Source organism: Burkholderia stabilis, from assembly GCF_001742165.1.
Taxonomy (GTDB): Bacteria; Pseudomonadota; Gammaproteobacteria; order Burkholderiales; family Burkholderiaceae; genus Burkholderia; species Burkholderia stabilis.
The window spans coordinates 1,956,437-1,977,450 of sequence record NZ_CP016443.1; the positions used below are offsets into that span (position 1 = coordinate 1,956,437).

Here is a 21,014-nt window from a genome sequence, read left to right on the forward strand (position 1 = left end):
ATCGCGGCAGGGCGGCTCCTGTCGCGGTCGTTTGTCACTGTGCCGCCGCACACGCATCCGCCGCGATGCGTGCCGCGTCCCCCGCTCCGCCCGCCGTCATCACATCTGCGTGATGATCCCGATGATCCGGTGGCGCACGTTCCCCAGCTTGACCCGGGTTGCCTCGATCTGCCCCTGCGCGCCCGTGCGCGCACGCGCATTCGATTCGCCGTCGAGAATCTGCCCCAGCACGTCGCGGTCGACGACCGCATCGAAGAACCGGCCGATCGTGATCGTCGCCGACTGCTTCGCGGTCGCGAGCTGGCTGTTCGCCTGCGTCAGCGTTTCGGCGCGCAGGCCCTGGTCGCGTTCGTCGATGCCGCGCCGGTATTGGAGCGCGAACACCAGCGCCTCCATGTCCTGCCGGAAACGGCGCACGGCCTGCCCGAACACGAGCGAATGCGCGTCGGCGCCGGCGACGGGCCGCCCCTGGTTGATCGTCACGTCGAATTCGCTGCCGCCCAGGTCGCGCTGGAATTCCAGCAACGCATTCGCGAGCACGCGCCCTTCGCTGTACTGGCCGATCTGGGTTCGGACGGATTTCGCGACATCGCCGATCGCTTTCCACAATCCGGCCGCAAACAGGTGATCGCCACGCTTGTTGATGTTCATCGGAGGGTTCCCTCGGTGTCTTTTGTCGGTCTCTCAGGCTCGCCTGCGGACCGGGCGGTCCGAGGCCCCGCTACTGTAGGAGAAATTCGGGGAACGCGGAAGGGACAAGATCGACAGCCGTCCTGCGCGTGACGCCGCCTCTCCGGCAGCCCGACCCGCCAAGCCGCCCCGACACAATGCTCACTTCCCGGTCAGCACATGGCATCAACATCGACATCAATTAGTGACATAATTGATGCTTCAATCTTTTCGGGAGCCGATCATGCGCACCACCTTGTCGCTGGACGACGCCCTGCTCGCCAAAGCGCAGCAGTTGACTGGCGTCACCGAGAAGTCGGCGCTCGTCAGAGAAGCGCTGCGCGCGCTGATTGCCCGCGAAAGCGCACGACGGCTGGCGCGTCTCGGCGGCACCGAGCCCGATCTCGAATCCATCCCTCGCCGCCCGTCGGAGCCCGCATGATTCTGGTCGACACCTCCGTCTGGATCGATCACCTGCGGGCCGGCGACGCAACACTCGCCACATTGCTGGAAGCCGAACGGGTATTGATCCATCCGTTCGTCGTCGGCGAACTTGCACTCGGCAGCCTGCGTGATCGCGAGATGGTGCTGGACGCGCTACGCGACCTACCCGCCGCTGCCCCGGCAACCGATGATGAAGTTCAACGCATGATCGACATCGTGCCGCTTCACGGACTCGGCATTGGTTACGTCGATGCGCACCTGCTCGCATCGGTCCGGCTGACCAGCGGCAGCAAGCTGTGGACACGCGACCGTCGCCTGCTGGCCGCAGCCGAACGCCTGCAACTCGCCGCCCACCCCGCTCACTGATCATCGACCCCGGCGGCACGAAAGCCCGCCATGCAAAAAGGCGGAAGCGGCTGACCAGCCCCTTCCGCCTTTTCGTTGTCTCGTACCGGCACGCGCTCCGGTGCACCGGCTACCGGGAATCACGCCTTCGATCGATCCCGCCCGTCACTCGCCCTTCCCGTCCCGCAAGCGCGGAATCGCGAGCGGATTGCTGTCCTGCAACCCTTCGGGCAGCAGATCATCCGGAAAATCCTGGTAGCACACGGGCCGCAGGAAACGCTCGATCGCCGTCGCGCCGACCGACGTGACGGCCGGGTTCGACGTCGCGGGGAACGGCCCGCCGTGCACCATCGCATCGCACACCTCGACGCCGGTCGGGTAACCATTGACGAGCAGGCGCCCGGCCTTGCGTTCGAGGATCGGCAGCAGCCGGCGCGCGAGCGGCTTGTCGTCGGCATCCATCTGCAGCGTGGCCGTGAGCTGGCCTTCGAGCGCGTCGAGCACGCGTGCGACTTCGTCGAGATCGCGACAGCGCACGATCAGCGACGCCGGCCCGAACACCTCGTGGCTGAACGCCGGCTCCGTCAGGAACGCCTGTGCGCCGACTTCATACAGCACGCCGCCCGCCTGGCATTCGGTCTGCGCGGCCTCGCCCGCGCCGATTTCGTGCACGCCCGGCAATTCGGCCAGCTTGCCGCGGCCGTTGCGATACGCATCGGCGATGCCGCGCGTGAGCATCACGCCGGCCGGCTTCTTCGCGAGCGCCTGGGCGGCGACGGCTTCGAAGCGGTCGAGATCGGGGCCGTCGATCGCGAGCACGAGGCCCGGGTTCGTGCAGAACTGGCCGACGCCGAGCGTCAGCGAATCGACGAAGCCCGTCGCGATCGCGTCGCCGCGCGCGGCGAGCGCGGCCGGGAACAGCACGACCGGGTTGATGCTGCTCATTTCCGCATAAACGGGAATCGGCTGCGGGCGCGCGTTCGCGAGCTGCACGAGCGCCATCCCGCCTTGCCGCGAACCCGTGAAGCCGACGGCCTGGATCGACGGATGGCTGACGAGCGCCGCGCCGATCACACGGCCGGGGCCGATCAGCAGCGAAAACACGCCGACCGGCATCCCGGATTTCGCGACGGCGGCGCGGATCGCGCGGCCGACCAGCTCGGACGTGCCGAGGTGCGCCTCGTGCGCCTTCACGATCACCGGGCAGCCGGCCGCGAGCGCCGACGCCGTATCGCCGCCGGCCACCGAGAACGCGAGCGGGAAATTGCTCGCGCCGAACACGACGACGGGCCCGAGCCCGATCTTCTGCAGCCGCAGGTCCGCGCGCGGCAGCGGCGTGCGCGCGGGCTGCGCGGGATCGATCGACGCGGCGAGGAAACGCCCGTCGCGCACGACGCGCGCGAACAGCCGGAGCTGGCCGACGGTGCGGCCGCGCTCACCCTGCAGCCGTGCGACGGGCAGGCCCGTTTCGGCGTGTGCGCGCTCGATCAGCGCGTCGCCGAGCGCGACGATCTCGTCCGCGATCGCGTCGAGAAACGCCGCGCGCGCCGCGAGCGGCTGCGCGCGGTACGCATCGAATGCGTCGCGCGCGAGTTCGCACGCGCGATCGACGTCGGCCGGCGTCGCGACGCCGAATGCCGGCGCCTCGATCGGCGCGCCTTTCGACGGGTCGAACGCGCGCAAGGTACCGGCCGAGCCGGCCACCGCTTCGGCGCCGATCAGCATCTCTCCTGTCAGTTGCATGGGGTGTGCTCCGTGGTTCGGGAATGGATCGCCCATTGTAGCCCAACAGATACGATGTCTGCCGACATCATTTCGATATTCATGCCGTCCGCCAACCTGGCGCCGATTCGCCCGGGATCCCTTCCCCGTCAGAGAAATAGCGAAATTATGGCCGTTTCACGTCATCATCCAAAGGGAAAACCCGAGGTTTCTGCATTCAGCCATTCCCAATAAACTCCTACCATGTCATACGACGACGTACATTAAAGTGCCTAATCAGACCACCCCTCGCGACCTTCCGATCGACCTCGCGCACGCCGCGCGCCGGACCGCCGTGCGCTACTGGATCCTGGCGATGCTGTTCGTCGTCACGACGCTCAACTATGCGGACCGCGCGACGCTGTCGATCACCGGCACGCCGATCCGCCAGGCGTTCGGCATCGACCCGGTGACGATGGGCTACATTTTCTCGGCGTTCAGCTGGGCTTACGTGCTCGCGCAACTGCCGAGCGGCTGGCTGCTCGACCGCTTCGGCGCGCGGCGCGTATATGCGGCCAGCATCTTCCTGTGGTCGGCGTTCACGCTGCTGCAGAGCACGATCGGCCTCGGCGGCAGCGCCGCGTTCGCGGTCGCCGCGCTGTTCGCGATGCGCTTCGCGGTCGGCATCGCCGAGGCGCCCGCGTTTCCGGCCAACGCGAAGGTCGTCGCGAGCTGGTTCCCGACCGCCGAGCGCGGCACGGCGTCGGCGATCTTCAACGCGGCGCAGTATTTCGCGGCCGTGGTGTTCTCGCCGCTGATGGCGTGGCTCACGCATGCGTACGGCTGGCACCACGTGTACCTGTGGCTCGGCCTCGCGGGCATCGCGCTCGCGTTCCTGTGGCTGCGCGTGATGAAGGACCCGGTCGATCATCCGGGCGTGAACCGCGCGGAACTCGACCACATCGAGCAGGGCGGCGGCCTCGTGCGGCCAGCGGGCCGACCGACCGGGGCGCGCACCGCCGGCAAGGCGTCCGAAGGCAGCCGCGTCGCGGGCTGGTACTACGTGCGCCAGTTGCTGTCGAACCGGATGCTGATCGGCGTGTACCTCGGCCAGTACTGCGTGAACGTGCTCACGTACTTCTTCCTCACGTGGTTCCCGATCTATCTCGTGCAGGCGCGCGGGATGTCGCTGCTGAAGGCCGGCTTCATGACGTCGCTGCCGGCGATCTGCGGGTTCCTCGGCGGCGTGCTCGGCGGGATGCTGTCGGATACGCTGATCCGCCGCGGCGTGTCGCTGACGCTCGCGCGCAAGATCCCGATCGTCGGCGGGATGCTGCTGTCGATGGTCATCATCGGCTGCAATTACGTCGACAGCGAAGCGCTCGTGATCGTGCTGATGGCCGTATCGTTCTTCGGCAAGGGAATCGGCTCGCTCGGCTGGGCCGTGGTCGCGGACACCGCGCCGAAGGAAGCGATCGGCCTGTCGGGCAGCCTGTTCAACATGTTCGGCAACACGGCCGGGATCGTCGCGCCGATCGCGATCGGCTACCTGGTCGGCGCGAGCGGCTCGTTCAACGGCGCGCTCGTGTTCGTCGGGCTGAACGCACTCGTCACCGTGTTCAGCCATCTCGTGATCGTGAAGGACATCAAGCGCGTCGAGTTGCGTCATCGCGACGCGTGAAATGCGACAAAAAAACGGCGGCCGCGTGAAAACGGCCGCCGTTTTTGCGTCAGGCGGCGATCAGGCCGCGGAATGCGCGACGCGCAGCATGTCGTGCACGCCGGACGTCATCAGCGCGAGGAACGCAAGCAGGCCGACGTAGCAGAGCGCGTAGGTCGTCTTCGTCTCGATCGACGTCGCGTAGTACACGCGGTTCTCCGGCGCGTCGGGATCGTAGCGCCACGCGCGCTTCAACTGCGGCAGCGCGAGGATCGCCATCACGATCAGCAGCGGGCTCGGGCGATACACGAACAGCGCGATCAGCACCGGCACGCCCGCGAACCAGATGCGCGGTGACAGCACCGCGGTGATCCGCCCGCCGTCGAACGGCGACAGCGGAATCATGTTGAACAGGTTCAGGAAGAAGCCCGTGTACGACAGCGCGAGCAGCAGGTTGCTGTCGTAATGTCGCGCGGCCGCGTAGCAGGCCAGCGCGCCGAGCGTACCGACGAACGGCCCGGCGAGCCCGACGTACGCCTCGGTTTCCGCGTCGTGCGGCATCTCCTTCAACTGGATCCATGCGCCGACGAACGGGATGAACGTCGGCAGCCCGACGTCGAGCCCGCGCCGCTGCGCGGCCATGTAATGGCCGGCTTCGTGCACCAGCAGCAGCGCGACGAAACCGGCCGCGAACCGCCAGCCGTAGAACAGCGCGTAGACCGCGATCGACGCCAGCATGGTGCCCGCGGACACGAGCACCTTGCCGAGCTTGAGGCCGCCGAAGATCAGCAGCAACAGCTTCGTCATTCCTTGCGCTCCGTACTGGATGCGTCGGAGGCGTCGGCGACGGCCGGCACCGTGGCCGCCTTCGGCTTGCGCCCGAAGAAGCGCTTCAGCGCCGCGCCGCCAGCCAGCAGCGCGACCGCGCCGATCTTGAAGAACTTCACGGCGAACGCGCCGATCAGCGCGAGCAGGCCGAGCTTCTTCGCGCCGACGCCGACGATCAGCGCCGCGAGGCCGTACTCGGCGACGTGGTCGGTCGACTTGTTGAAATCGGCGTAGCGCTTGCCGTCGTTGAAGCTGATGTTCGACAGCAGATCGTCGGCCGACGCCTTGTACTTCGGCAGATCGGCGAGCGTCGACGCCATCGTCAGCGACAGGTAGCCGTCGCGGCCGAGCACGAGCGTGCGGTAGTTCACGCCATCGTTTTCGGGGTTCGCGGCCGCGCCCTTGTCGCGGATGATCGCGGACCACACGAGCCGGTGCGAGGCCGCGTCGTACGCGGGCGCCTTCGCCCAGCCGACCACCTCGGTTTCGGGCAGGCCGCGCTCCTTGCGCGCCGGGTTGTCTTCCTCGGTGCCGGCCTGCAGGCTCTTCAGCAATTCGTCGGGTTTCCAGTCCTTCGCGTCGTCGTCGCGGATGTAGCCGCTCGGCTCGAACGACACGACCGAGATCCAGTCGGCATCCGGATCGTCGGGCAGCACGAGGCCGACCAGCTTCGATTCGTCGATCGAGTTGCCCATCGACCGCAGGTAGCGGCCGGCTTCGGCGGCCGGCACGAACGACTCGCCGGCCTTCAGCTTCAGCACGGCTTCGTGCTTCACGTCGATATCGGTCGGCCCTTTGACGACGGCTTCGTTGGCGGCCGCGGCGGCGGCCCGCATTTCGACCTGTGCGGCTTCGGTCTGCGCATGGCTGCCGGTTGCGGCGAATGCGAGCATCGCCGCGCAGGCGAGCCGGGCGGCAAGTTTTTTCATTTTCATTGTTGGATTCCCCTGGAATGCCTTGTTGTGAACGTGCGCGGCACCGGCCCGTGCGTTGTCGTCCAGGGTCCGGCGCCGCCTCTCAGGTGGCACGGGGGCTATGGTAACGCAGCGCCGGGACGCGCCCGGGGAACGGCGCGATGCTTACGTCGCAGGTAATGCCCAACGCGCGCGGGATTGCCTATCATCTGCTGCATGAACCCGACCGCCGCCCTCCATTCGCCCTCCCCGTCCGCCAGCCGCGCGTCCGGCATCGGCCCGCTGCTGCGCACGTGGCGCCAGCGCCGGCGCCTGAGCCAGATGGCGCTCGCGCTCGACGCGGAGGTGTCCGCGCGCCACCTGAGCTTCGTCGAATCGGGCCGCGCCCAGCCGAGCCGCGAGATGGTGCTGCATCTCGCCGAGCGTCTCGACGTGCCGCTGCGCGAACGCAATGCGCTGCTCGTCGCAGCCGGGTTCGCGCCGCTCTTTCGCGAGCGGCCGTTTTCCGACCCGCAGCTGGATGCCGCGCGCCATGCGGTCGAAGCCGTGCTGCGCGGCCACGAGCCCTACCCGGCGCTGGCGGTGGACCGCCACTGGACGCTGCTCGCCGCGAACCGGATGCTCGGCGCGCTGGTCGCGCAGGCCGATCCGTCGCTGCTGCAGCCGCCCGTCAACGTGCTGCGACTCAGCCTGCATCCGGACGGCCTCGCATCGCAAATCGTCAACTGGCATGAATGGCGCGCGCACATCCTGCATCGGCTGCAACGACAGATCGATGCGAGCGGCGACCGCACGCTGCATGCGCTGCGCGACGAACTCGCCGCCTATCCGGCGCCGGCCGGCCAGCCCGACGACACGCATGCGCGCGCGGATTACGCCGACATCGCCGTGCCGTTGCGGCTGCGCACGGCGGCCGGCGAACTGACGTTCTTCAGTACGACGACGGTGTTCGGCACGCCGGTCGACGTCACGCTGTCGGAGCTCGCGATCGAGGCGTTTTTCCCGGCGAATCCGGAGACGGTCGACGCGATGCGGGCGCTGGCGGACGCGTTGCCGGCGTAAGCGCCGCCGTCAGCGGCGCTCGAATGCGAGCTTCACGCCCAGCGCCAGCAGCACGACGCCGCTGACGCGGTGCATGCGCGTCAGGATGCGCGGATTGCGGCGGATCGACGCAGACAGCAGCCCGGCGAACAGCGCGACCGGCCCCTTGACGAGAAACGTCAGGCCGGCGAACGTCGCGCCCAGCACGAACAGCGACAGCATCGGATGCGCAGCGCCTGCGGGAACGAACTGCGGCAGAAACGCCAGGTAGAAAAGCGCGACCTTCGGATTCGACATGTTGGACAGCGCGCCCTGCGCGAACGTGCGAAGCCGCGATTCCGGCGCGCCGCGGCGGCTCGCGAGCGTCAGCTCGCCGGATGAACGCAGCAGCGTGACGCCGAGGTACAGCAAGTACAGCGCGCCGACCACCTTCAGCGCGGTGAACAACCATTCGGACGCCTGAAGCAGCGCGCCCAGCCCCAGCGTCGCGAGCATCGTGTGCACGAGCAGCCCGACGCTGACGCCTGCCGCGGTCACGAGGCCCGCGCGCGTGCCGCCGGACAGCGTGCGCGACATCACGAGCACCATGTCCTGGCCCGGCGTGACGATGATCAGAAGGGAGGTGGCAATGAACGGCAGCCAGGATACGTGCAGCATCGGAGATCTCCTGAAGGGAATGGCCGGCGCGGGATTCGCACGCGTCGCATGCGACGCCGGCACGTGGCGCGGGCCGGCCGGTCGTCAGATTATCTGCGCCCTCCGCTAGAGATTGGATGCGTATTTGGCTATTTGGCGTTCAGGTTTTGGCGCTATTCTCTAGCATCTGCATTGATGGTAGTGAAAAATGCCAACCAAACTGGACGCGATCGACCGGCGCATTCTGCGTGCGTTGCAACAGAATTCGAACCAGACCAATGCCGAGCTCGCGCAACAGGCCGGACTCTCGGCCACGCCCTGCCTGCGCCGCGTTCACCTGCTCGAGGAACAGGGCGTCATCGACGCCTACGTCGCGCTGCTGAACCCCGCCGCCGTCGACCTGAGGTTCACGGCGTTCGTGCGCGTCACGCTGGAGCGCCAGGACAAGACCACGGTCGAGCGCTTCGCGCGCGAAATGGAGCAGGCGCCCGAAGTGCTCGAATGTCATCTGATGGCCGGCAGCTATGATTACCTGCTGCGCGTCATCGCCCGCGATCTCGACGACTATCAGCGCTTTCAGATGGAAACGCTCACGCAGATCGAAGGCGTGCGCAACGTCGAAACCGAGATTCCGCTGAAGCGCATCAAGCAGACGGTCCGCCTGCCGCTCTAGGCATCCAGAAACGTGACGGCCTCGCCGGCCGGCTGCCCGTTCAGCGCGCCGTCGCGCACCACGACGTGCCCGCGCACGACCGTATGCACGGGCCAGCCCGTGACCGCGCACCCGTCGTAAGGCGTCCAGCCGCTCACGCTGGCGATCCATTCGTCGCGGATGATCCGCCGCGCGCGCAAGTCGACGATGCTGAAATCGGCGTCGTAGCCGATCGCAATGCGCCCTTTCCCTTCGATGCCGAAGATGCGTGCCGGCCCGGCGCTGGTCAGGTCGACGAGCCGTTCGAGGCTCAGGCGGCCGGCATTCACGTGGTCGAGCATCAGCGGCAGCAGCGTCTGCACACCGGTCATGCCGCTCGGCGACTGCGGATAGGGCCGGCGCTTTTCGTCGCGCGTATGCGGCGCGTGATCGCTGCCGATCACGTCGACCACGCCGTCGCGAACGGCCTGCCACAACGCATCCTGATGATGCCGTTCGCGCACCGGCGGATTCATCTGCGCGAACGTGTCGAGCCGCTCGTAGCAATCGGGCGCATGCAGGCTCAGGTGATGCGGCGTGACCTCGACCGTCACGCGCCGCCGGTGCCGCGCGAGGAACGCCATTTCGTCCGCGGTGGACACGTGCAGCACATGCAGCCGGCGGCCCGTCTCGGCCGCGAGCCGCACGATGCGCCGCGTCGCGGCCAGCGCGCTTTCCTCGTCGCGCCAGCGCGGATGATCCCGCACGTCGCCGCTCGCTTCCACGAGCGCCCGGCGTTCGCGCAGCCGCGCTTCGTCCTCCGCATGCACGGCCATGCGCCGCCGCCCGTTTCGCAGGATGCGGCGCAAGACGGTTTCGTCGTCGGCCAGCAGGTCGCCGAACGAACTGCCCATGAAGACCTTCACGCCCGCGCAGCCGGGCAGCGTCTCGAGCGCCGCCAACCGTTCGGCATTCACGGCCGAGCCGCCGATGTAGAACGCGTGGTCGCACCACGCGCGGCCGCGCGCGAGATCCAGCTTCGTCTGCAGATCCTGTTCGCTCAGCGTCAGCGGATGCGTGTTGGGCATCTCGAAGATCGTCGTGACGCCGCCGAGCACCGCGCCGCGCGTGCCGGCCTCGAGGGTTTCCTTGTGCATCAGGCCCGGCTCGCGGAAATGTACCTGGCTGTCGACGACGCCCGGCAGCACGTGCAGCCCGCCGGCCTCGAGCAGCACGTCGGCACTCCACGCGCCGCGCAGCGTGCCGAGCGCGACGACGCGGCCATCCGCGCACGCGACGTCGATGTGGGCCGCGCCGCCGGGCGTCATCACCGTGCCGCCGCAGACGAGCAGGTCGACGTGGCGCCGCTTCGGCCCATCGCTCCCTTCATGCCGAATGTGCTCGCCCATGACTCAGAACTCGTTCTGGATGTGCTTGTAACCGAGCACCAGCGCGTTGTTCGTGCGCGCGACGTCTTCGGAGAAATCGCTCGCGTCGGCCGTCACCTGCGGCAACGCGGCGAGATCCGTTTCCGGCCCGATGCGTTCGGTCGAGCGCACGTAGAAGCCCGGCGGCAGGTGGCAGCCGTCGACGACCGCGTTGTAGCGCACGACGCAGCCGTCGTCGATGGTGCAGTTGAACAGCACGCTGTTGAACCCGACGAACACGCCATCGCCGACCTTGCACGGCCCGTGGACGATCGCGCGATGCGCGATCGACGTGTGCCGCCCGATGGTGACGCTCGCGCCCGACTTCGAATGGATCACGACGCCGTCCTGGATGTTCGAATGCGCGCCGATCACGATCGGCGCGATCCGGCCGCCCGCGTCAGTTTCATCGGCGCGGATCACCGCGTACGGGCCGATGAACACGTTCTCCTCGACGATCACGAGCCCGCACAGGATGGCGGTCGGATCGACGAATGCACTCGGGTGAATCTGCGGCAGGTCGCCGCGCGGGTTCTTTCTGATCATCTGGATTCCTGCTGAAAAATTGCGCGGTCGCGCTTGAGCCGCTCGAACAGTTCCGGATCGCGCCACTGCGCCGCGACGGCCGGCGAGAACACGATCGCGTCGAGGTCGATGCAGCCCATGCGCGGATTGAACGCATCGTCGCGAAAACACTGCGCGTAGCCGGTCTCGGTTTCATGGACGATGATCGAATGCAGCCGCACGTCGCCTTCGCCATTCGACATGCCGGTGCATGACAGCACCGCATCGACGAGAAGGAAGAACACGCGCGAGAACTGCTCGGCGCTCGGCGAAACGGGCAGCAGCACCCAGCGCTCCGAATGGCGGCGCATGCTGTCGAGATAACCCGCATCGTCGCCCGACCACAGCGTCACCGCGTGGTCGAACGCGTCGATCAGGTCGCGCACGTCGCCCTTCAGAAGCCCGAAGTCGTAAATCATTTGCCCGTTGTCGAGCGCGTGCGCTTCGAGCAGCAACTCGACGCGGTACGAATGACCGTGGATCGAATGCGAGCAGCGCCGCGTGCTGCAGCCGCGCACCACATGCGCGTTCTCGAAGCGGAACAGCTTGCGGATCAGCATGCGTCGGCGCCTTCGCGCACCGGCGCGGCCCACGCCACCGCATCGTGCGGATGCAGGCTTTCCAGATGGCGCACGTGCACGCCCGGGTTCGCATAGCGGCCGTCCAGCGCGGCCTGCACGCGGCGCGCAGCGTCCTCGACGAACATCAGGTTTCCGCCGTTGAGCACCGCGAACGCCTGTTCGTCCGCGCGCTTGACGGCCGTCTGCACCGGCGTGCCGAGCGCGTGCTCGATACGATCGATCAGATCGAGCAGCCGCAGCGCCGCATCGTCGGGGGCCAGCCCGACGCTCACGACGGCTTCGCTGCGCTGGCTGTGCGGCGTGGCCGCCGTCGCATGCTGCTGCAGCCACGCGGCGACCGCGGCCGGCGACACGCGCTCCTCGCGGCCGAAGGCGCCGAGAAACGCCTGTTCGACCCAGTGCCGCGACAGCGCGGCCGAACATGGGCACGTCGACGAATAAGCGACCGTGACCTGCGCACGCAGTGCGAACGCATCGCCGGCCAGCGTCGCGTCGATGCGAACCGGATAGGACTTCCAGCCGGCCAGCCCGTCGGTGACCAGCGCCGGGCGGCGCGCCAGCAGATCGAAATGCAAGCGCAGCCGCGCGCTGCGCGATTCGCAGTCGCGATGGCTGTCGATCATCGCGCGCAGCATGCGCCGCAAGCCGGCCGGCGACAGCGCGTCGCCATCGCCACGCCCGTCGAGCAGCCGGTACAGCCGCGACATGTGGATGCCCTTCACCTGCGGCGCGGGCAGATCGACGTGCACGTCGGCACGCGCATGCACGTGGCGCCGGCACCCCGGCTCGGCCACGACGACGGGCAGGTCGATGCCCTGCATGCCGACCCACTCGAGCGGGCGGTGACCGGGCACGGCATCGGTCAGGGAAATATCGGGAAGGGCTGCAGTCATGCTTGATATCCGGTGGCGCGCCTGCTCCATCCGGATCGATGCAGGACGCGCGCGTTCAGGTCAGGGCCAGTCGCGGAACGGGTTGTCCCACGTGGTCCAGTGCTCGGGGCCGGTGGCCATCTCGGCGTCGGTCAGCAGACACGCATCGAAACGCGCGCGCAGTGCGGTTTCGTTCATGTCCATGCCGATCAGCACGAGTTCCTGCCGCGCGTCGCCGACGTGCTCGTCCCATCGCGCGCGAATCTGCGCGACGGCTTCCGCGTCCTGCGGCCAGCGCTCGGGCGGCACGGCCGCCCACCAGTGACCGGCCGGCCCGTGCCGCGCGACCGCGCCGGCCTGCGACCACGAACCGGCGACGGTCGGATGGGTGGCCAGCCAGAAGAACCCTTTCGAGCGAACGACGCCCGGCCATTCGCTTTCGACGAGATCGAAGAAGCGCTGCGGATGAAACGGCCGCCGCGCGCGGTAGACGAAGCTGCGGATGCCGTATTCGTCGGTCTCGGGCGTGTGCGTGCCGCGCATCTCCTGCAGCCAGCCCGGCGCGCGCGAGGCTTCGTCGAAATCGAACAGGCCCGTGTCGAGCACGCGCTCGAGCGGCACCTTGCCGAATTCGGCGATCTCGATCCGCGCGCGCGGGTTCAGCCCGCGCAGCAGCGCGACCAGCCGCTCGCGCGCGCTGCCGTCGATCAGGTCGATCTTGTTGATCACGATCACGTCGCAGAACTCGATCTGGTCGATCAGCAGATCGACCACCGTGCGCGCATCCTCGTCGCCCATCGATTCGCCGCGCGACTGCAGGCTGTCGCGCGACGCGTAGTCGCGCAGGAAATTGAACGCGTCGACCACCGTCACCATCGTGTCGAGCCGCGCGACTTCGCCGAGGCTGCGGCCGTCCTCGCCTTCGAACGTGAAGGTTTCGGCCACCGGCAGCGGCTCGGAGATGCCGGTCGATTCGATCACGAGCTGGTCGAAGCGCCCTTCGCGCGCGAGCCGGTCGACCTCGATCAGCAGATCCTCGCGCAGCGTGCAGCAGATACAGCCGTTGCTCATCTCGACCAGCTTCTCGTCGGTGCGCGACAGCCCCGCGCCGCCGTCGCGCACGAGCGCGGCGTCGATGTTGACCTCGGACATGTCGTTGACGATGACCGCGACGCGCCGGCCCTCGCGATTGTTGAGGATGTGGTTGAGCAGCGTCGTCTTGCCGGCGCCGAGAAAGCCCGACAGGACGGTCACGGGTAGCCGCGTGGACGGTTGGGGTGCGGTGCTCATCGTGCGATTCCGGAAGAGGACGTTGAGGATGAAATGATATATTGTATCGCTACGATATAACATATCATTTCGGACGTCCAGCAAACCGTCCATGCAACGACGCGTCACGCGGCCGCCGGAGCATCGGTTCGACGCATTCGAAGACGGCAGCGGCACCGCGTATGTCATGCCGAATGAAAGGTGTGGTTGATAAGCTTGCCGGCGAGACCGTTGGCCGCTCCCACACACCATGAAAAAGAACATCCTTACCGCCCTGTCGCTGTGCGCCGCGCTGCCCGGCATCGCACTCGCACAATCGATCGAGGCCCCGGCGCTGAAGCCGGGCGATACCTGGACCTACATCAACACGGTCGAAATCGGCCCGAACGGCTGGCGCCAGACGCGCGACCAGATTTCCGTGCAGCGCACGACTCCCGAGCACATCTACGTCGAAACCCGGCAGAGCGGCGCGACGCAGGCGCCCCGCGAATTGATCGTCGACGCGGACTGGAGCCGTTCGCGCAGCGTCAACGGCACGGAAACCGTGGTGAGCCGCCCGCTGGCGTTTCCGCTGACGGTCGGCAAGACGTGGACGATCAAGTACAGCGAGTCGCACCCGAATCCGCAGCATGCGTCGGAAGCGTACGACACGCATTACAAGGTCGTCGGCCCCGACACCGTCACCGTGACGGGCGGCAAGTTCGACGCGATCAAGATCGAGGCCGAAGGCACTTGGCAGGCGCAAGCCGTGCCGGGACAGTCGATCACGTCCGGCGTGTCACGCAACGCGGGCGGTTCGACGATCGTGATGCAAAGCCGCAACAACGGCACCGCGGAACAGACCGGCAAGACCTACAAGGCGTTCTGGTACGTGCCGGCGGTCGGTCGATGGGTCAAGTCGGTCGAGGAGTACTACGACCCGAACGGGGTGCGGACGGCGCGCTATTCGAACGAACTGGCGTCGTTCAAGCGCGCCGGCGCGCAGAGCAGCCCGCCGTTGGCAGGCGCGCCCGCACCCGTGCCGCCGGAAGGCCAGCCCGCCGGCGAGCAATGACGGAGCGCGCGCTCACTTACGCCTACGTATAGAGCGACGCCTGCGGCAATTCCCCCGTCAGCGCGAACCGGCCCACATCGCGCAGCCGGTAGTCGAGCGGATCGTGCAGCGTATGCGTGCGCGCGTTCCGCCAGAAGCGGTCGAGCCCGAGCGACGCGGCCGTCGCGCGCGCGCCGCAGGCGTCGAACAATGCCTCGCCGTTCTCGAGCGCCGCGCGCTGCGCGGCGATCTTCGCGTCCGACACCGCGAGCGCCGCTTCCGCGCGCTCGTCCGCCGTCAGCGCATCCTGCCGCGCCCACGCGCGCTGCAACGCGACGGCCGCGCGATCGGCCAGCGCCGCCGCGCCAATCGCCCGCACGCGCATGTCGCCGAAGCGCTGCAGCGTGTATGGATCGTCGCTGGCCTGCGCGGCGTCCGACTGAATCCACGGGCGGCCATGCTTCAGCACATAGTCGCGCGCCTCGGCCAGCGTGCCTTCCGCGAGCCCGACGAACAGGTTCGTCAACACGAGCTGCGAGACGAGCGTGCGCAGCGTCGCGCGCGGCGTCGGCGGCGTCTCGGAACGGTGCAGCACCTCGTCGGGCGCGAGCGTCACGCCGTCGAAGCGCACACTGCCGCTGTCGGTCTGGCGCTGGCCGATCGGGTCCCAGTCGTCGTTGACCGTGATTCCGCGGCGATCGGTCGGCACCACGCCGAACACGGTGCGGCCCGTTTCCGGATCGTGCGCGGACACCGTCATCCGCTGCGAGCCGCGCGTGCCCGAACAGAAGCCCTTCACACCGTCGAGCCGGTAGCCGCCGTCCGGGTTCGCGGTCGCGACCAGCCGCGTGTCGAGCGGGTTCACCGCATTGCCCCACCACCAGCGCTGCTCGACCGTGCCGCGCAGATAACGCTCGCGCTGCGCCGGGTTGCCCCACACGTCGACGCTCACCACCTGCAGGCACTGGAACCCGACGAGATGCGCAAGCGCGCTGTCGACGCGCGCGATCCGCCGGATCGCGTCGTAGATCACCGGCCACGCGGTTTCCTGCCCGCCGAACGCGCGCGGCACCGCGAGCGTCAGCAAGCCCGCGTCGGCCAGCCACTGTTTCTCCTGAGCCGCGTGACCGCCCGCGCGGTCGCGCGCGACGGCGGTCGCACGCAGCGCGTCGATCGCACGCGTCAATGCGTCGAGGTCCAGTTCAAGCGCCGGCGCATCGCCGCCATCGGGCGCGAACGTCGCGGGGCCGCGTGGATCGTTCATGCGACGGCTTCCTGTGCAAGCGCTTCCGACGCGACGGCATCGCCCGACAGCGGCACGAGCGCGCCGAGCGGCCGGCCGGTCAGCCGCGCCAGGATCTCGCGCCGCCAGTCGTCGTAGATCGCGCGGTATTCGGCGATGTCCGCGCCGAACACGTGCGCGGTATGCGCGTACTCGTCGTGCAGATAGCCGTCGAGCCGCGCCTGCGTTTCCTCGTCGGCCGCGATCACGCGATCGATCAGCGCGTCGCGTTCGGCGGCCGGCAGCGCCTTCAACGTGTCGAACCACCACTGGACGATCTGCACGCGATGCCATTCCTCGTCCGGCCGGATCCGGTTCTCGCCGTGTTCGCGCATTGCGCCGTCGCCGATGCGGCCGGTCTTGCGCTGGATCCACAGCTTCGCGAGGATGTGCAGCTCGTAATGCCATTCGAACGCGAGAAAACCCGCGACGTCGCGCACCGCGATGTCGCCGATGCGCGCCCAGTGCGCGGCGACGAGCCGATCGACTTCCGGCAGCGGATCGCGCCCGGTCAGTTCGGTCACGCGCTCGCGGCCGATCACCGCGTGCGCGCCGTCATCGCCGAGCTGGCGCGACAGGATCAGCTGGAAATGCGGATCGTCGCGGAACAGCGTGTCGATCGCCTTCGCGACGACCTGCACGATGAACAGGTCGTGCGACGCCATCTTCGTGTAGTAGTCGGCAACGGCGGCCCGTTCGGCGTCGTTTTGCGGCTCGCGCGGCGGCGTGGCGAGTTTGTCGGGAAAGCCGGGACGATGGCGTCGCGCCACGTCGAGAAACAGCGCTTCCTCGAATTGTCCGTTCCATTCGCGCGGCGCGCCGATGGGCAAGGTCATGGGGTTCGTTCTCTCAGGATCATGAATGAAGCGAGCGCACGCTTGTGGCGTCGCTCAGGTACGCCGGGTCACGCGTCGGACCAGGCGGTCGCCCGTGATTTGCACGGCCGAGACGAGCGCGATCAGGATCACGATCACGGTCGCCATGACGGTGGTGTCGAAACGCTGGTAGCCGTAGCGGATCGCGAGATCGCCGAGCCCGCCCGCGCCGACGGCGCCCGCCATCGCGGTCGAGCCGATCAGCGCGACGACGGTGATCGTGAAGCCGCCGAGCATGCCTGGCAGTGCCTCGGGCAGCAGCACGTGCCACACGATGTGGCGGCGCTTCGCGCCCATCGCGAGCGCGGCCTCGATCAGCCCGCGATCGACTTCGCGCAGGCTCACTTCGGCGATCCGCGCGAAGAACGGAATCGCGGCGATCGACAGCGGCACGACGGCCGCCCATACGCCGATCGTCGTACCGATCAGCACCCGCGTGAACGGCAGCAGCGCAACGAGCAGGATGATGAACGGCGTCGAGCGGAACACGTTGACGAGCGCGCCGAGCACCGCGTTCACGCCGCGCCGCGCATAGATGCCGCCGGGCGCGGTCGTGACCAGGATCACCGCGAGCGGGATGCCGATCAGCGCCGCGATCGCGGCCGATGCGGCGACCATCGACAACGTGTCGCGAATCGCCTCGAGCAGTTCGGGCCACCAGAGCTCAAACATAACCGAGCACCTCCGCGTGATTCGCATGGCGGCGTGCGCGTTCGAGCAGCGCGGCGACCGCGCCGCGCGCATGCGCGTGGCCGGCCTCGCCCGTACCCGGCGCGGCCGCGATCACGAGGCGCCCCTGTGCATGCCCCTGGATGCGTTCGATCCCGCCGTGCAGGAAGCGCACGGAGCCGCCGAGCGCCGCCGCGAGCGCGCCGACGTCCGGTTCGCCCCCACTCTCGCCCGTATAGCGCACGTCGAGCACGACTTGCGCGCCGTCGGGCAGCGCGTCCTGTTCGGGCAGCGGCTGCACGCGCGCGGCCAGTTCGGCCGGCAGGTCGTGCACGAGCGTGCTGAGCAGCGCACGCGTCGCGCCGTGCTTCGGATCGCCGAACACGCGCCACACCGGGCCCGTTTCGACGACTTCCCCCTGCTCGATCACCGCGACCGTGTCGCACACCGCGCGGATCACTTCCATCTCGTGCGTGATCAGCACGATCGTCAGCCCGAGGCGGCGGTTGATGTCGGCGAGCAGCGCGAGGATCGACTGCGTCGTCTCGGGATCGAGCGCCGACGTCGCCTCGTCGCACAGCAGCACCTCGGGATCGTGCACGAGCGCGCGGGCGATGCCGACGCGCTGCTTCTGGCCGCCCGACAGGCTCGCCGGGTACGCGTCGCGCTTCGCGGCGAGCCCGACGAGTTCGAGCAGCGCCTCGGCCTTGCGCGTGCGCTCGGCCTTCGGCACGCCGGCGATCTTCAGCGGCAGCGCGACGTTCTCGAACACCGTCTTCGCGGACAGCAGGTTGAAATGCTGGAACACCATGCCGGTGCGCCGCCGCAACGCGACGAGGCCGTCTTCGTCGAGCGCGCCGACGTCGACGCCCTGCACGCGCACGCGGCCCGAGCTCGGCCGTTCGAGCCCGTTCACGAGCCGCAGCAGCGTCGATTTCCCGGCGCCGCTGCGGCCGATGATCCCGAACACCTCGCCGCGCCGCACGTCGAGCGTCACGTCGCGCAGCGCGGCGGACTGCCCGCGCGGCGTCGCGAACACCTTGCCCACGTGCTCCAGCGACACGGCGGCAGCGCCAACCGGCACGACCGCTGCGTCATGCTCAGCTGATCCTGCGCCGGCGTGCACGGCCGACGCCTCGATGAAACCCAGCGTATCGAACAATTGCGTCATCGCTTCGCTCCGTCACGTTCAGGCATGCGCGGGATGCGCGGATTCCGGCTCGGCGGCGATGCGATGCTGCGCGCCCGTGTGCCACGCGGGCAGGTGCGCGCCCGCACCGAACAGCTTCTCGCGCAGCGTCGGCGCGGGATCGTAGTCTTCCTTGTAGACGCCGCGGTTCTGCAACTCGGGCACGACCCAGTCGACGAAATCCTCGAACGACTCGGGCATCACGGTGCGCGTCAGGTTGAAACCGTCGATGCCCGTTTCGTCGATCCACGACTGCAATTCGTCCGCGACCTGCGACGGCGATCCGACGATCGGCGCATACCGGCCGCCGAGCGACATCTGTTCGAGCATCCGGCGCACGGTCCACGTGCCGGTCGTGCTCTTGCGCGAGATCGCGTCGACGGCCGACTGGATCGAATCGGTCTTCACGTACGAGATCGGCTCGTCGAGGCCGTACTTCGCAAAGTCGATGCCGGTTGAGCTCGCGAAATGCGCGAGGCCGGCTTCCGGGCTCGCATAACGCCGGTATTCGTCGAACTTCTCGCGTGCGAGCCGTTCGGTCTCGGCCGTCACGACGCTCACGCCCGCGAAGATCCGGATCGACGCCGGGTCGCGCCCCTGCCGCGCGGCGGCCGCGCGGATGTCGAGCGCCGCCGCGCGCGCGGCGGCCTTGCTCTGCCCGTTCACGAACACGCATTCCGCGTGACGCCCCGCGAACTCGACGCCGCGCGCCGACGAGCCGGCCTGGTACAGCACCGGCGTGCGCTGCAACGACGGCTCGCTCAGGTGGATCGCGTCGATCGAATAGAACGGCCCGTCGTGCTTCACGCGCCGCACCTTGCCCGGCTGCGCGAACACGCGTGTGCGCGCATCGCGAATCACCGCGTCGTCGTCCCAGCTCCGTTCCCATAGCTTGTAGACGACGTCCATGTAATCGTCCGCGCGCTCGTAGCGGTCGTCGTGGCCGATCTGCTGCGCGAGGCCCATCCCGCGCGCGGCGCTGTCGAGATAACCGGTGACGATGTTCCAGCCCACGCGCCCTTTCGTCAGGTGATCGAGCGTCGACATGCGGCGCGCGAACAGGTAAGGCGGCTCGTAGGTCAGGTTCGCGGTCACGCCGAAACCGAGATGCCGCGTGACCTGCGCCATCGCGGGCACGAGCAGCAGCGGATCGTTGACGGGCACCTGCACCGATTCGCGCAGCGCGGCGTCGGGGCCGCCGCCGAACACGTCGTACACGCCGACGATGTCCGCGAGAAAGATCCCGTCGAACTTGCCGCGTTCGAGCGTCTTCGCGAGATCGGCCCAGTAGTCGAGATCGGTGTAGTGGGCGGAGCGGTCGCGCGGATGCGTCCACAACCCGTGATTGATGTGCCCGACGCAGTTCATGTTGAACGCGTTGAGCAGGATCTTCTTGCGGTTCGCCGTCGTCATGCCCGCCTCCGTCACCAGGCGATCGCGTACAGCGAGCCGAACGCGTTGTCGAGAGCCTTGCGCACGGCCGGCGAGTGCTGGTAGATCGCGATGAACTTGCGGATGCGCGGGTCGTTCACGCTGTCCGGCCGCACGACCCACTGGATCGCGAAACTCTTGTTCTCCGTGCCGTCGAACAGCAGCGCGCTGTTCGGGTCGATCGTGCCGGCCAGCTTGATGAAGCTCGGGTAGCCCTGCGCGAGATCGACGTCGTCGAGCGAGCGCGCGAGCTGCGACGCTTCGAGCGGGATGATCTTCAGGTGCTTCGGGTTCGCGACGATGTCGTGCGTCGTCGCGCGGTAGTCGACGCCCGGCTTCAGCGTAATCAGGCCCGCGCGCTGCAGCAGCAACAACCCGCGCCCGCCGTTCACCGGATCGTTCGCGATCGCGACGCGCGCGCCGTCCTTCAGATCGGCAAAGTTCTTCACCTTCTTCGAATAGAGGCCGATCTTCATGATCGTGCCGGGTGCGATCGAGACGAAGTTGTAGCCGCCCTGTTTATTCGCGTTCTCGAGAAACGGGATGTGCTGGAAGTAGTTGACGTCGATGTCCTTGTTCGCGAGCGCCGCGTTCGGCGTATTCCAGTCGGTGAACTCGATGATCTTCACGTCGAGCCCCTGCGCCTTCGCCTCCTTCGCGGCGACCTTCAACGCTTCGATCTGCGGGCTGGTCGAGATGCCGACCTTCAGCGGCGCGGTGTCGGCGCGCGCGCCGTTCGACAGCGCGACGCCGAACACCGCGGCGAGCAGCGCGGCCGCCAGCAGGCGGGCCGGCCGGGCGAACCGGGCCGGTTGGCCGGAGGAAAAGCGGGCGGAAAAAACGGCATGCAGCATGGGAACCACTCTCCTGTCCAAAGACGGTATCGACGGATGAGCGACGCCGCGGCGAACGCGCGAGCGTTCTCCGGACGGTCGTGATCGCATCGGAAAAGG

At 68.2% G+C, this 21,014-nt stretch carries 22 protein-coding genes; 6 read left to right on the plus strand and 16 right to left on the minus strand.

Annotated features, from left to right (window positions below; genetic code table 11):
• Window positions 1-99 precede the first annotated feature (99 nt).
• Window positions 100-651, minus strand: a complete 552-nt coding sequence (locus BBJ41_RS26565) for a hypothetical protein (protein ID WP_069749196.1) — start codon at window positions 649-651, stop codon at window positions 100-102.
• 262 nt (window positions 652-913) lie between these two features.
• On the opposite strand from BBJ41_RS26565, the gene BBJ41_RS26570 reads away from it, so the two are divergent.
• Both BBJ41_RS26570 and BBJ41_RS26575 read left to right on the plus strand, forming a co-directional pair.
• On the plus strand, window positions 914-1,111 hold the full coding sequence (locus tag BBJ41_RS26570; protein ID WP_069750386.1) for a type II toxin-antitoxin system VapB family antitoxin: 198 nt from the start codon (window positions 914-916) through the stop codon (window positions 1,109-1,111).
• Window positions 1,108-1,479: a type II toxin-antitoxin system VapC family toxin gene (locus BBJ41_RS26575; RefSeq protein WP_069749197.1), complete on the plus strand. Its 372-nt coding sequence runs from the start codon at window positions 1,108-1,110 to the stop codon at window positions 1,477-1,479. The genes BBJ41_RS26570 and BBJ41_RS26575 overlap by 4 nt, the downstream gene beginning before the upstream one ends.
• Window positions 1,480-1,623: 144 nt before the next feature.
• Here the strand turns inward: BBJ41_RS26575 and BBJ41_RS26580 are convergent, their stop codons facing one another.
• The gene (locus BBJ41_RS26580; protein WP_069749198.1) at window positions 1,624-3,201 is read right to left on the minus strand and encodes an aldehyde dehydrogenase (NADP(+)); all 1,578 of its coding nucleotides are present in this window, start codon (window positions 3,199-3,201) and stop codon (window positions 1,624-1,626) included.
• Window positions 3,202-3,448: 247 nt separating this feature from the next.
• Between BBJ41_RS26580 and BBJ41_RS26585 the strand changes: the two genes are divergently transcribed.
• Entirely contained in the window at window positions 3,449-4,840 is a 1,392-nt protein-coding gene (locus BBJ41_RS26585) for an MFS transporter (RefSeq protein ID WP_069749199.1), read from the plus strand.
• 60 nt (window positions 4,841-4,900) lie between these two features.
• Here BBJ41_RS26585 and BBJ41_RS26590 read toward each other — a convergent pair whose 3' ends face one another.
• Together BBJ41_RS26590 and BBJ41_RS26595 are read right to left on the minus strand one after the other, a co-directional pair.
• Window positions 4,901-5,626: a site-2 protease family protein gene (locus tag BBJ41_RS26590; protein WP_069749200.1), complete on the minus strand. Its 726-nt coding sequence runs from the start codon at window positions 5,624-5,626 to the stop codon at window positions 4,901-4,903.
• On the minus strand, window positions 5,623-6,576 hold the full coding sequence (locus tag BBJ41_RS26595; RefSeq protein WP_069750387.1) for a DUF2167 domain-containing protein: 954 nt from the start codon (window positions 6,574-6,576) through the stop codon (window positions 5,623-5,625). Before BBJ41_RS26595 ends, BBJ41_RS26590 begins: the two co-directional genes overlap by 4 nt.
• 201 nt (window positions 6,577-6,777) lie before the next feature.
• Between BBJ41_RS26595 and BBJ41_RS26600 the strand changes: the two genes are divergently transcribed.
• Window positions 6,778-7,623 (plus strand): helix-turn-helix domain-containing protein, encoded by an 846-nt coding sequence (locus tag BBJ41_RS26600; RefSeq protein WP_069749201.1) that lies wholly within the window; start codon window positions 6,778-6,780, stop codon window positions 7,621-7,623.
• A gap of 9 nt (window positions 7,624-7,632) precedes the next feature.
• On the opposite strand, the gene BBJ41_RS26605 is transcribed toward BBJ41_RS26600, so the two are convergent.
• Complete coding sequence (locus BBJ41_RS26605) at window positions 7,633-8,259, minus strand: LysE family translocator (protein WP_069749202.1); 627 nt, start codon at window positions 8,257-8,259, stop codon at window positions 7,633-7,635.
• Between the two features lie 187 nt (window positions 8,260-8,446).
• On the opposite strand from BBJ41_RS26605, the gene BBJ41_RS26610 reads away from it, so the two are divergent.
• Window positions 8,447-8,911 (plus strand): Lrp/AsnC family transcriptional regulator, encoded by a 465-nt coding sequence (locus BBJ41_RS26610; protein WP_069749203.1) that lies wholly within the window; start codon window positions 8,447-8,449, stop codon window positions 8,909-8,911.
• On the opposite strand, the gene BBJ41_RS26615 is transcribed toward BBJ41_RS26610, so the two are convergent.
• From BBJ41_RS26615 to zigA, 5 genes are read right to left on the minus strand one after another with little or no spacing between them, the layout of a single operon-like run.
• Window positions 8,908-10,278 (minus strand): dihydroorotase, encoded by a 1,371-nt coding sequence (locus tag BBJ41_RS26615; protein ID WP_069749204.1) that lies wholly within the window; start codon window positions 10,276-10,278, stop codon window positions 8,908-8,910. The two genes, BBJ41_RS26610 and BBJ41_RS26615, sit on opposite strands and share 4 nt — an antisense overlap.
• Before the next feature lie 3 nt (window positions 10,279-10,281).
• Window positions 10,282-10,842: a gamma carbonic anhydrase family protein gene (locus BBJ41_RS26620; RefSeq protein ID WP_069749205.1), complete on the minus strand. Its 561-nt coding sequence runs from the start codon at window positions 10,840-10,842 to the stop codon at window positions 10,282-10,284.
• A complete protein-coding gene (locus tag BBJ41_RS26625; protein WP_069750388.1) occupies window positions 10,839-11,420 on the minus strand; it encodes a 6-pyruvoyl trahydropterin synthase family protein in 582 nt (193 codons plus the stop codon). Before BBJ41_RS26625 ends, BBJ41_RS26620 begins: the two co-directional genes overlap by 4 nt.
• Window positions 11,414-12,334, minus strand: coding sequence for a GTP cyclohydrolase FolE2 (folE2, locus tag BBJ41_RS26630; protein WP_069749206.1), 921 nt, complete (start codon window positions 12,332-12,334; stop codon window positions 11,414-11,416). Before folE2 ends, BBJ41_RS26625 begins: the two co-directional genes overlap by 7 nt.
• A gap of 60 nt (window positions 12,335-12,394) precedes the next feature.
• Complete coding sequence (gene zigA / locus BBJ41_RS26635; protein ID WP_175972537.1) at window positions 12,395-13,603, minus strand: zinc metallochaperone GTPase ZigA; 1,209 nt, start codon at window positions 13,601-13,603, stop codon at window positions 12,395-12,397.
• A 229-nt stretch (window positions 13,604-13,832) separates the two neighbouring features.
• Between zigA and BBJ41_RS26640 the strand changes: the two genes are divergently transcribed.
• Window positions 13,833-14,636 (plus strand): hypothetical protein, encoded by an 804-nt coding sequence (locus tag BBJ41_RS26640; RefSeq protein ID WP_069749208.1) that lies wholly within the window; start codon window positions 13,833-13,835, stop codon window positions 14,634-14,636.
• A 22-nt stretch (window positions 14,637-14,658) separates the two neighbouring features.
• On the opposite strand, the gene BBJ41_RS26645 is transcribed toward BBJ41_RS26640, so the two are convergent.
• From BBJ41_RS26645 to BBJ41_RS26670, 6 genes are read right to left on the minus strand one after another with little or no spacing between them, the layout of a single operon-like run.
• On the minus strand, window positions 14,659-15,879 hold the full coding sequence (locus BBJ41_RS26645; protein ID WP_069749209.1) for an acyl-CoA dehydrogenase family protein: 1,221 nt from the start codon (window positions 15,877-15,879) through the stop codon (window positions 14,659-14,661).
• The gene (locus tag BBJ41_RS26650) at window positions 15,876-16,733 is read right to left on the minus strand and encodes a hypothetical protein (protein WP_069749210.1); all 858 of its coding nucleotides are present in this window, start codon (window positions 16,731-16,733) and stop codon (window positions 15,876-15,878) included. The genes BBJ41_RS26645 and BBJ41_RS26650 overlap by 4 nt, the downstream gene beginning before the upstream one ends.
• A gap of 54 nt (window positions 16,734-16,787) precedes the next feature.
• The gene (locus BBJ41_RS26655) at window positions 16,788-17,444 is read right to left on the minus strand and encodes a methionine ABC transporter permease (RefSeq protein WP_069749211.1); all 657 of its coding nucleotides are present in this window, start codon (window positions 17,442-17,444) and stop codon (window positions 16,788-16,790) included.
• Complete coding sequence (locus BBJ41_RS26660) at window positions 17,437-18,612, minus strand: methionine ABC transporter ATP-binding protein (RefSeq protein ID WP_069749212.1); 1,176 nt, start codon at window positions 18,610-18,612, stop codon at window positions 17,437-17,439. Before BBJ41_RS26660 ends, BBJ41_RS26655 begins: the two co-directional genes overlap by 8 nt.
• Before the next feature lie 18 nt (window positions 18,613-18,630).
• Entirely contained in the window at window positions 18,631-20,043 is a 1,413-nt protein-coding gene (locus BBJ41_RS26665) for an LLM class flavin-dependent oxidoreductase (protein ID WP_069749213.1), read from the minus strand.
• 11 nt (window positions 20,044-20,054) lie between these two features.
• Window positions 20,055-20,915: a MetQ/NlpA family ABC transporter substrate-binding protein gene (locus tag BBJ41_RS26670; RefSeq protein ID WP_069749214.1), complete on the minus strand. Its 861-nt coding sequence runs from the start codon at window positions 20,913-20,915 to the stop codon at window positions 20,055-20,057.
• Window positions 20,916-21,014: the final 99 nt, after the last annotated feature.

Coding starts and splice junctions, on each gene's coding strand:
- BBJ41_RS26565 (WP_069749196.1), bottom strand. CDS start 651: ATGAACATCAACAAGCGTGGCGATCACCTGTTTGCGGCCGGATTGTGG.
- BBJ41_RS26570 (WP_069750386.1), top strand. CDS start 914: ATGCGCACCACCTTGTCGCTGGACGACGCCCTGCTCGCCAAAGCGCAG.
- BBJ41_RS26575 (WP_069749197.1), top strand. CDS start 1,108: ATGATTCTGGTCGACACCTCCGTCTGGATCGATCACCTGCGGGCCGGC.
- BBJ41_RS26580 (WP_069749198.1), bottom strand. CDS start 3,201: ATGCAACTGACAGGAGAGATGCTGATCGGCGCCGAAGCGGTGGCCGGC.
- BBJ41_RS26590 (WP_069749200.1), bottom strand. CDS start 5,626: ATGACGAAGCTGTTGCTGCTGATCTTCGGCGGCCTCAAGCTCGGCAAG.
- BBJ41_RS26595 (WP_069750387.1), bottom strand. CDS start 6,576: ATGAAAAAACTTGCCGCCCGGCTCGCCTGCGCGGCGATGCTCGCATTC.
- BBJ41_RS26600 (WP_069749201.1), top strand. CDS start 6,778: ATGAACCCGACCGCCGCCCTCCATTCGCCCTCCCCGTCCGCCAGCCGC.
- BBJ41_RS26605 (WP_069749202.1), bottom strand. CDS start 8,259: ATGCTGCACGTATCCTGGCTGCCGTTCATTGCCACCTCCCTTCTGATC.
- BBJ41_RS26610 (WP_069749203.1), top strand. CDS start 8,447: ATGCCAACCAAACTGGACGCGATCGACCGGCGCATTCTGCGTGCGTTG.
- BBJ41_RS26615 (WP_069749204.1), bottom strand. CDS start 10,278: ATGGGCGAGCACATTCGGCATGAAGGGAGCGATGGGCCGAAGCGGCGC.
- BBJ41_RS26620 (WP_069749205.1), bottom strand. CDS start 10,842: ATGATCAGAAAGAACCCGCGCGGCGACCTGCCGCAGATTCACCCGAGT.
- BBJ41_RS26625 (WP_069750388.1), bottom strand. CDS start 11,420: ATGCTGATCCGCAAGCTGTTCCGCTTCGAGAACGCGCATGTGGTGCGC.
- folE2 (WP_069749206.1), bottom strand. CDS start 12,334: ATGACTGCAGCCCTTCCCGATATTTCCCTGACCGATGCCGTGCCCGGT.
- zigA (WP_175972537.1), bottom strand. CDS start 13,603: ATGAGCACCGCACCCCAACCGTCCACGCGGCTACCCGTGACCGTCCTG.
- BBJ41_RS26640 (WP_069749208.1), top strand. CDS start 13,833: ATGAAAAAGAACATCCTTACCGCCCTGTCGCTGTGCGCCGCGCTGCCC.
- BBJ41_RS26645 (WP_069749209.1), bottom strand. CDS start 15,879: ATGAACGATCCACGCGGCCCCGCGACGTTCGCGCCCGATGGCGGCGAT.
- BBJ41_RS26650 (WP_069749210.1), bottom strand. CDS start 16,733: ATGACCTTGCCCATCGGCGCGCCGCGCGAATGGAACGGACAATTCGAG.
- BBJ41_RS26655 (WP_069749211.1), bottom strand. CDS start 17,444: ATGTTTGAGCTCTGGTGGCCCGAACTGCTCGAGGCGATTCGCGACACG.
- BBJ41_RS26660 (WP_069749212.1), bottom strand. CDS start 18,612: ATGACGCAATTGTTCGATACGCTGGGTTTCATCGAGGCGTCGGCCGTG.
- BBJ41_RS26665 (WP_069749213.1), bottom strand. CDS start 20,043: ATGACGACGGCGAACCGCAAGAAGATCCTGCTCAACGCGTTCAACATG.
- BBJ41_RS26670 (WP_069749214.1), bottom strand. CDS start 20,915: ATGCTGCATGCCGTTTTTTCCGCCCGCTTTTCCTCCGGCCAACCGGCC.